An 8,865-nucleotide genomic window follows, 5' to 3' on the forward strand; every position below is an offset into this window, starting at 1 on the left:
GTTTGGGAGATATCGGCCTGTATTTCCCGCCAACTGACCCAAAATGGAAAGGTGCAGACAGTCTCGTGTTGCTGGCACAAGTCAATCAGTTAATATTAGATAAAGGCTGGGAAATTGGCAATATTGACTCGGTGGTTGTCGCCGAACGTCCGAAGCTGAAACCGCATATTAAGCAAATGTGCGATCGCCTTTCTGCTGTCCTACAATTAAAACCAGACCAAGTTGCCATCAAAGCTACTACCAACGAAAAGTTAGGGCCCGTGGGGAGAGAGGAAGGAATTGCAGCCTATGCTGTAGTTTTGTTAATGCTAAAATAGTTGTCAGGTTATGACAATTTTCCGCTAATTTAGGAGTCAAATCTATGCTTGCCGAAAACTTGAAAATCGAAACCCCAATCGACGTTGACATCATCGCTCTCGATAAGGACGATCGGGTAGTCGTGCTGATTGAAGTCAAAATTATTCAAGCTCAAGAAACAGCAGCCAAGCAGAAGATTACCGATCGCATGATATCTTGGATGAAAGCTGCCTTGGCAAAAATGTCCGAAGAACGCACACTCATTCCTTATGCCATGTTTGTTGACACCGAACAAATTCTGATTTTCAAATGGGACGGAGTAAATTTATCTGAACCTGTTTGTTCTCTAAACACTGGTGAGATACTTCGCAATTATGAGCCGGAATTTCACAACAAGCGGATATTTAAGCGATACCTAACAAGATTGATTGAAGCATGGCTGCGCGACTTAGCTTATAATTGGAAGTCTGAGATTCCAACTGCGTCAGAACAGATAGAACAAATCGGTTTGCTGCCACTGCTAGCAGGTGGAACGACAAAATCAGGAGTAGAAATTGGTGGCAATTTTATATATCGAGACTAACTTTTTGATGAGCATTGCTACAGGACGCGACCCTGATGCTAACAACTTGTTGTTAAGTGTACCGACATCAGTCAACATAGCAATACCAGATATTTGCTGCATGGAAGCACTATCAGCTTTAGAAGACGAGATCAAGCGACGCAACCGTTTTTTCGGTGAAATGCAAAAACAAATCAGTCAGCTAAAGCGAGATAAAACTTCACCATCTGCCCAGTCTCTTGTCTTCCACTTAGAGGAAGCCCTCACCGAGAATGAGGGGCTGCTCAATGATATTAATGCACGTCTTTTTAATGCTCTTGATTTGTTGGTTGCCAAGGTAGAAATGATCCAATTAACAGCGCAAATACTTCGAGAAAATTTGGATTCAATTTTTATTGAAGAAGACCCGACAGACAATTTAATTCTCAACTGCATTTTGAACCATGCACACTTACAACCTAATCAAGTTAAGGTATTTTTGAGCAATAATACAAAGGAATTTGGTCTGCCATCAGTTCAAGATGCTTTGCGGGAAGTAGGGATAACCAAGTATTTTTCGCGTACTGAAGACTTTCTAGGGTGGTTGCAATCTCAGTCGTAGTTGGACGGAAATGGTATATTTAAAAGCTATGAAAAATTCTACGATGTTATATTCAAAACTACGATCGCTCTTGATTTTACTGGCGGTAATTGCCGCGATAACTCTGTCTGCGTGCACTCCAGCCCGATCGCAATTAGCAAACAGACTCGTCGTTCCCACGCCCAGCGGCCCGGCTACGTTTAACTACCCGCTAAATCAGTCTGCATACAGCGTCTTTGGCTATATGTACGAGGGATTGCTCAACGAAAACGGGGTGACATCGAAACTAGAACCAGGTTTAGCTGAATCCTGGGAAGTTTCTAAAGATGGCAAAAAGATTGTCTTCGCCCTGCGAGAAGGATTGAAATGGTCGGACGGCGAACCGATGACAACTGATGATATTATATTCAGCTATGAAAAGATTTATTTCAATGAAAAAATTCCTAGTGGCTTGAAAGATACTCTGAGGGTTGGCATCAGCCGTCAATTGCCAAAACTCAAAAAAATTGACAGCCGCCGCATTGAATTTTCAGTGCCAGAACCTTTTGCTCCTTTTATTAGATTTGCTGGGGGAATACCGATTTTACCAGCTCATATCTTGCAGGAAGCTGCCACCCAGACAGAGGCAGACGGCAAGCCTAAATTCCTGTCTGCTTGGGGTACGGATACTGACCCCAAAAAAATTGTCGGTAACGGCCAATACCGAATGCTGAGCTATACTCCCAACCAGCGCGTTGTTTTGGAACGAAATCCCTATTTTTGGCGCAAAGATACAGAGAATAACAGTCAACCTTACATCCAGCAAATTGTCTGGCAAATTATCGAAAATACTGACAATCAACTGCTGAATTTTCGATCGGGCGATTTGGATACTCTGGACGTGCAGCCGGAGGTGTTTCCGCTGCTGAAACGGGAGGAAAAACGCGGCAAATATACGATATTCAACGGCGGCCCAGACACTGGCAGCGTGTTTATGTGTTTCAATCTGAATAAGGGGCGTAACGCTCAAAATCAGCCGTTTGTAGACCCGATTAAGTCTAAGTGGTTTTTGAGTAAGGAGTTTCGACAGGCGATCGCCTATGGCATGAACCGCGACGCCATGACTAACAATATCTATCGCGGGCTGGGCGCACCACTACATTCCCCAATTCCGGCGCAAAGTCCGTTCTACTTGTCTCCAGAACAGGGATTGAAAACTTACAGTTACAATCTGGAAAAATCGAAAGAGTTACTGTTAAGTGCAGGATTCAAGTATAATAGTAACGGCGAATTGTTGGATGCTGAGGGCAACAAAGTGCGGTTTACTTTGTTGATGGCCGCAGGCAAAAAAGTGCGGGAGCAAATGGGAACGCAAATTAAGCAAGATTTGGGTAAACTGGGGATGGAAGTTGATACGCAGTTCCTGAGTTTTAACACTTATGTGGAAAAGCTGCGCCTGACTAAAAATTGGGATACTTACCTCGGCGGTTTTACCGGAGGTACTGAACCGCACAGCGGTTACAATATTTGGTCAGTCAAGGGGACTTTGCACAGTTTCAACCAGGGCCCGCAAGCTGGAGAACCGCCGATTAAAGGTCGGGAAGTTTACGACTGGGAGCAGAAAATTGATGACTTGTATGTGAAGGCTTCTCAGGAGCTTGACGAGGCGAAGCGCAAGGAACTGTATGGGGAGACGCAGCGGATTATCGCGGAACAAGTGCCTTTTATTTATATGGTGAATCCGCTGACTTTTGAGGCGGTGCGCGATCGCATTTCGGGAATTCGCTATAGTGCTCTCGGCGGTGCTTTCTGGAATTTGTATGAACTGAAAATTGCAGAATAGTCATTATTGGTTCGTAGTGAGGACTTTAGTCCTCAGAAAGAAGGACTGAAGTCCTTACTACGAACCCATCTTAAGTGTTGTTTGAGCCCAGAAGATATCATTAGTTCATGGAACCTGAAATTTTACAGAAGTTACTCGAATCTGTGGCGGCGGGCGATGTTAGCCCGATCGCAGCTTTGGACAAATTAAAGCATTTTGACTTTGAACAAGTCGGCGATTTTGCCAAAATTGACCACCACCGCACCTTAAGAACCGGTTTTCCTGAAGTCATCTGGGGCCCCGGAAAAACGCCAGACCAAATTGTTGAGATTATCGGGGCGATGCGGAAGTTTTTCAGCAATTACAGCAAAAAATACCCGACTTGTGCTACTACCAAACAGCTCGAATTTGTGCAATTTCTGATAAATCCTCCACTCCCCAGCATCCGGGTACAGTGACTATTATCAGTGCTGGAACAGCGGATTTGCCTGTGGCGGAAGAAGCGGCTGTGACTGCCGAACTTTGCGGTTTTGGGGTGCGGCGTTTGTGGGATGTGGGAGTTGCCGGCATTCACCGCTTGCTAAGTAATCGCCACGTAATTGATGATGCTGATGTGTTGATTGCGGTTGCGGGTATGGAGTGTGGTTGCAGGTTTGGCGGATTGTCCGGTGATTGCTGTGCCGACAAGTGTAGGTTACGGCGCGAGTTTTGGCGGGATTGCTCCTCTTTTAACTATGCTCAATTCTTGTGCGGCTGGTGTGGGTGTGGTGAATATTGATAATGGGTTTGGGGCGGCGATTTTGGCTTGTCAAATTCTCAGAACTTCTGCCAAAGTGGGGAGAATAGGAGAAGGCGAATAGAAGAAAGACCGGGCGGTTAAAATTGCGTTATTTTCTTCAGTCCGCGGAGGCGGACTTAGTTTGTGTAGACGCGGTTTCAACCGCCGTCTTATTTTTCGTCCCAACAGATGAGAACTAAAGAATACAGGCGGTATGATTCAAAGGGATTTGATATTACTTACCAGCCAGCCAAATCGGATAACCAGAAGAATCCTCAGCTTTCAACTTTTGCGCCTGATAACTTTTGCTCGTCCAATTAGCTACTGTTTGCAGACTTTCGGCCAAAAAACTTTCGCTCCCAAACGCTTCAAATCCTAAAGTCCACGACGCAATGCCGTTAACATTTAACTGAGTAATTTCTACAATACAGCCTTGGGGAATTGGGGCTTCGACAGGCACAGACATCAGCACGCCCGGGGCAGAAACTTGGTAAAGACGCTGGGCTCGCTTTTTTTTCACCTTTCTCGACTTTGCCTTCCCAGCGGTTGCCGAACTGCATCACCCCCAATTCTTCCTGCCGCCACTTTACTTGTAAATTTTTCCCGCGCAGTTTTACTCCCAAGTAGTCGCAACTAGGTATCAGCAAATATAAATCTTCTCGCTCTTCAGGCGGGGATAGATACCCGCCCAGACTCTCGCTTCCAAACCATTGCCCGATCGGTTTTGGCAGCGCACCGCTATAAAACCACCGCATTTCCAGACTGGCCCGCATAAATTTTTCCTCCATTCTTCCACTATTTTCGTCAAACCCAGACTGGGATTTGCCACACCATCGATTTTTGCGCCTCTCAACTCTATCCTCCCCCCTCCGGGGCCGTGAGTCTACTGTCTACAGTCATGCCATTGGAGATTTAAGATTTGAGATTTTAGGTTGGGAATTACTTATTCTATAGGGGTTTCGAGCTTGTCAGCCCGTTGGATTTTTGGGGAAAACTGGTATCTGAGTCGCGACTTTGAAAAAAAAACTCATAATCCTTTACATCTCTTCATAAGTCTGTTACATTAGTTTACATTACACCAAAAACAACTTAGGACACTGACATGGCTGACAGAGGCTTACTACTTGACAACGACGGTAAAATGAACAATTTTGCGATCGAGCCCAAAGTATACATTGACGATGAAGCCCGCACAGGCTTTACACCCTACGCAGAACGCTTGAACGGCCGACTTGCCATGATTGGTTTTGTTTCTCTCTTGGCTTTAGAAGTTTCTACCAAGCACGGACTGATTAGCTGGCTAACTAACCTGTAATAACTTTGTTTAAAATTAAACTGTACGGCTATGGCTTGCCAGCAATACACAATTGGCGATCCATAGCTTAACTATTTTTGCAAGGTTTGATGAGACAATTTAAATTAAATATTTTAGTGTTACGGTACTTGTAAAAATAATGCTCAAACGAATTGCAGCAATACTTCTGGTGGTTTTCTCTCTCAGCTTGACCGGTTGTGTCTCTGTAGCTACCGGACTCAAAAGCTACGTTGATACTGGCGACGGCTATCAATTTCTTTATCCTAACGGCTGGTTGCCGATCGCAGTTTCTAACGGCCCCGATGTGGTGTTCCGCGATTTGATCCAGCAAACTGAGAATGTCAGCGTGGTCATCAGTCCAGTGGCTGGGAACAAAACTCTCGCAGATTTGGGCACGCCAACGGATGTGGGATACAAGCTTAGCAAAAGTGCGTTAGCGAAGCCCTCGAAGAGGATCGCCCCGGCTGATTCCGGCCGCGAAGCTGAATTAGTCAATGCAGAAAGTCGGGAATCGCGATCGAAAAACTATTACATTTTAGAATACGCCGTCAAACTCCCAAACCAACAACGGCACAACTTAGCTAGCGTAGCAGTCAGCCGTGGCAAACTATTTACCCTGAACGTTTCCACTACCGAAGAACGCTGGCCGAAAGTCAAAGAAGCTTTTGAGAAAGTTGTTAAATCTTTCTCTGTTTATTAGGGTTAAAAAGTAATTTGACAGTGGGCATTGGGCATTGGGCATTGGGCATTGGATGACAAATAATAACTGTCAACTGTCAACTGTCAACTGTCAACTGTCAACTGTCAACTGACTTCTTAACTTATGAAAACTCCAACTTTTGTATTAGCCTCAGCTTCTCCCGCGCGCCGCAGCCTGCTAAGCAATGCAGGCATTCAAGCTGTGATTTGCCCCAGCGACTTTGATGAAGGGCAAATAAAAATGAGGGATGCTACTAAATTAGTGCAGGTTTTAGCAGAAGGAAAAGCTGACGCTGTAGCTAGTTTTTTGCTGGCTAATTCTCACCCGCAAATCCCCAATCCCAAATCGTGTGTAGTGTTAGGATGCGATTCAATTTTGGTCATTGATGGTGAAATTCACGGCAAACCCAAGGATGCCGACGAAGCAATCTCGCGCTGGCAAAAAATGCGCGGTAAAGTTGGCGAACTTTATACGGGTCATGCTTTAATTGATACGAGATTTGATAGCTTTGATGTGGCAATGGATCGATCGCTCATTCGCTGTCAAGTTACAAAAGTTTATTTTGCGGAAGTTACCTCGCGTCAAATTGCTGCTTATGTCGCTACGGGAGAACCTCTCGCCTGTGCTGGCTGTTTTGCACTCGAAGGCAAAGGCGGCTTTTTTGTGGAAAAAATCGAAGGCTGTCACACCAATGTGATTGGTTTGAGTTTGCCTTTGTTGCGGCAAATGCTCGGCGAAATGGGATATGATGTGGCAGATTTTTGGCAATCTTAAACGGAACTTACCCCCTGTCGCGGTAGTTAGGCAGTCTAAATCGTTTGCTGTATATACGATAGAAGCATTTATTTGTCAAAAATAAGTAGTCATGTATGGTTGGCGATGGGAGCATCTCATTTTTGTAAAAAGCGTTTTTTCTTTGAGTGCGAGCACGCAAGAGCTCGCGTATTGTACAATACGCGAGCTCTTGCGTGCTCGCACTATAATAATAAATGCAAAACTGAGATGCTCCCTTGGCGATCGCCCAAAAATTTAGTAAAATATCGCTTTTTTTATGTTCGCGTTGGCTATTTTTAGCATAATCTGATTCTTATAGCCTATTGAATTGAAGAAAAAAACGATGAAAAAGTTAATGCCCTTACTACTGAGTGCCGTATTACTCAGTAACGCTGTTGCTTGTCAGAAGTCAAACGAGCCGATCGACAAAACTTCTGCTCCGGCTAACCAAAGCAACGCTAGTTCCGGTAAGCTAAAAAATCAGGCAGCGGCCATCCCTGCTGGAACCAGTTTTGATACCATTCTCCAACAAGATTTATCCACGGGTAAAAACCGCAACAACGATCGTTTTACTCTGCGAGTCAAAGGAGGCGATAAAACTCTTAAAGATGCTGTGATTCAGGGACATCTGGAAGATGTTGTCAAAGCAGCTAAAGGCAAAAAAGCGAGTTTGCATCTAGTTTTTGATGACATTCAACTTGCAAATGGTTCAGCCGCTCCCCTTGATGTTACCTTAGTAAATACTCAGGTAGAAACCAAAACCAAAGGCAAGTTTGTTCAGAATGCTGGCATTATTTTAGCTGGAGCAGTGGCCGGTAAATTCGTTGGTGATAAAGCGAAATTCAAGCATGGTACTTTAGCTGGGGGTGCAGCAGCAACGGCTTATGTCTTGTCTAGTCCTGGTGGTGAAGTTGTCCTTAAAAAAGGAACCAATGTTAAGCTGAAACTTAAAAAGCCTCTCGATACGAGTCCATAAAAACCTGGTTTCTGACCACCCGTGCATAATCTAAGAAACCGGGTTTTTTTGAGTTTCTACGCTGTCACCAACAATTTTCGTAAAAACCCGGTTTCTGGGCACTCGCGACCATCTAATAAACCGGGTTTTTTTCACAAATCCTATCCAAGGGCGATCGCACTATCAGACACAGAGGTAAATTGAAGTTGACTCGGCGAAACATCTTTCACCAAGCCCAAGATATTGCCGGTGCTAGCTTCCCGAATCACCGTCGCCTTAGTATCCAGAAATCTAAAATCAGCAGTTTGAATCGTTCCCGGAGGAACAGGGCCACTGCTCGCGTAATCTCTCGCATCACCAATTGTTAAAAACTTTTCCGTTAAAACAATATCATTTCGCGTCAGTCCTCCCGCCAATCCGATTACATCACCTTGCGCTGGATTGTAGTCAAGAATAAAATCCGCAGGCACTTGCTCTACGTTAGCAGGAAAAGTCCCAGCAGGACGTGGTTGATCGGAACCAATTTCACGCGAAGTTGCTCCAGCTTCTCTCCGGAGGACAAACAAATCTGCGCCTTCTCCTCCCCAAAGTCTGTCAATTCCAGCATCACCGATTAGAGTATCGTTGCCACTTTCTCCTACTAAAGCATCACTGCCTTGGCCACCTCTAACAAAGTCATTTCCCGTGCCTCCATAGGCGTAATCATTGCCTTGATTGCCGCTGAGAATATCGTTGCCACATTCTCCGTACAGTATGTCAAAATCTTGACCGCCGCGAATAGTATCATTGCCACAACCTCCGATTAAAGTATCTGCGCCCCCATTCCCATTCATCAGTTCCGCACCACCGGAACCTCGGACAAAATCGTCGCCTGCTAAGGCTCGCAAACCTCCGGGAGTGTTGCGGAGAATTCCGTTGGCTAATTGAACTGTATCGTTGTTGGGAGTAAGGTCGAAAAAGTTGGGATCGCTAGGATTTGGCAAAGGCCCTGTGAGTAATCTGATGTTTGGTGGATCGGGAATAATTCGATCGGAGTCGATAGCTGAGGCTTTAACTGTTCCGAGATTTGTTTCTAACATTTAAGTTTTCCCTGATTGATTGAT

Annotated in this window: 11 protein-coding genes and 1 pseudogene; 9 read left to right on the top strand and 3 right to left on the bottom strand. The window is 45.0% G+C overall.

Annotated elements, in window-relative coordinates:
• From ispF to larB, 5 genes and pseudogenes are all read left to right on the top strand, one after another.
• Positions 1-317 (top strand): 2-C-methyl-D-erythritol 2,4-cyclodiphosphate synthase (ispF, locus tag JGK20_RS33440; protein WP_293233693.1); only part of this gene is annotated, 317 nt, incomplete at its 5' end.
• Between the two features lie 44 nt (positions 318-361).
• Positions 362-880: a hypothetical protein gene (locus JGK20_RS33445; RefSeq protein ID WP_293180848.1), complete on the top strand. Its 519-nt coding sequence runs from the start codon at positions 362-364 to the stop codon at positions 878-880.
• Positions 855-1,460: a PIN domain-containing protein gene (locus JGK20_RS33450; RefSeq protein WP_293191115.1), complete on the top strand. Its 606-nt coding sequence runs from the start codon at positions 855-857 to the stop codon at positions 1,458-1,460. The genes JGK20_RS33445 and JGK20_RS33450 overlap by 26 nt, the downstream gene beginning before the upstream one ends.
• Before the next feature lie 43 nt (positions 1,461-1,503).
• Positions 1,504-3,261: an ABC transporter substrate-binding protein gene (locus JGK20_RS33455; RefSeq protein WP_293233695.1), complete on the top strand. Its 1,758-nt coding sequence runs from the start codon at positions 1,504-1,506 to the stop codon at positions 3,259-3,261.
• 107 nt (positions 3,262-3,368) lie between these two features.
• Positions 3,369-4,100: pseudogene (gene larB / locus JGK20_RS33460) on the top strand (nickel pincer cofactor biosynthesis protein LarB).
• Between the two features lie 153 nt (positions 4,101-4,253).
• Here larB and JGK20_RS33465 read toward each other — a convergent pair.
• Positions 4,254-4,538, bottom strand: a complete 285-nt coding sequence (locus tag JGK20_RS33465; protein ID WP_293233697.1) for a hypothetical protein — start codon at positions 4,536-4,538, stop codon at positions 4,254-4,256.
• Between the two features lie 120 nt (positions 4,539-4,658).
• On the bottom strand, positions 4,659-4,847 hold the full coding sequence (locus tag JGK20_RS33470) for a hypothetical protein (protein ID WP_293233699.1): 189 nt from the start codon (positions 4,845-4,847) through the stop codon (positions 4,659-4,661).
• Positions 4,848-5,120: 273 nt separating this feature from the next.
• Here JGK20_RS33470 and JGK20_RS33475 point away from each other — a divergent pair, with 273 nt between their 5' ends.
• The 4 genes from JGK20_RS33475 to JGK20_RS33490 all read left to right on the top strand — a co-directional run bounded on the left by JGK20_RS33475 (position 5,121) and on the right by JGK20_RS33490 (position 7,783).
• Positions 5,121-5,333, top strand: coding sequence for a chlorophyll a/b-binding protein (locus JGK20_RS33475; RefSeq protein WP_293154096.1), 213 nt, complete (start codon positions 5,121-5,123; stop codon positions 5,331-5,333).
• Positions 5,334-5,472: 139 nt separating this feature from the next.
• Complete coding sequence (gene psbP, locus JGK20_RS33480; protein ID WP_293180832.1) at positions 5,473-6,033, top strand: photosystem II reaction center PsbP; 561 nt, start codon at positions 5,473-5,475, stop codon at positions 6,031-6,033.
• A 123-nt stretch (positions 6,034-6,156) separates the two neighbouring features.
• Positions 6,157-6,807 carry a nucleoside triphosphate pyrophosphatase gene (locus tag JGK20_RS33485; RefSeq protein ID WP_293233701.1) on the top strand — a complete coding sequence of 217 codons (651 nt, stop codon included), beginning with the start codon at positions 6,157-6,159 and terminating at the stop codon, positions 6,805-6,807.
• A gap of 343 nt (positions 6,808-7,150) precedes the next feature.
• Positions 7,151-7,783, top strand: coding sequence for a hypothetical protein (locus tag JGK20_RS33490; protein WP_293206478.1), 633 nt, complete (start codon positions 7,151-7,153; stop codon positions 7,781-7,783).
• A gap of 140 nt (positions 7,784-7,923) precedes the next feature.
• Here JGK20_RS33490 and JGK20_RS33495 read toward each other — a convergent pair whose 3' ends face one another.
• A complete protein-coding gene (locus JGK20_RS33495) occupies positions 7,924-8,841 on the bottom strand; it encodes a calcium-binding protein (protein WP_293180823.1) in 918 nt (305 codons plus the stop codon).
• Positions 8,842-8,865 lie beyond the last annotated feature (24 nt).

Origin of the sequence: Microcoleus sp. PH2017_05_CCC_O_A, from assembly GCF_020738785.1 — a bacterium.
In the GTDB taxonomy this organism is placed as follows: Bacteria; Cyanobacteriota; Cyanobacteriia; order Cyanobacteriales; family Microcoleaceae; genus Microcoleus.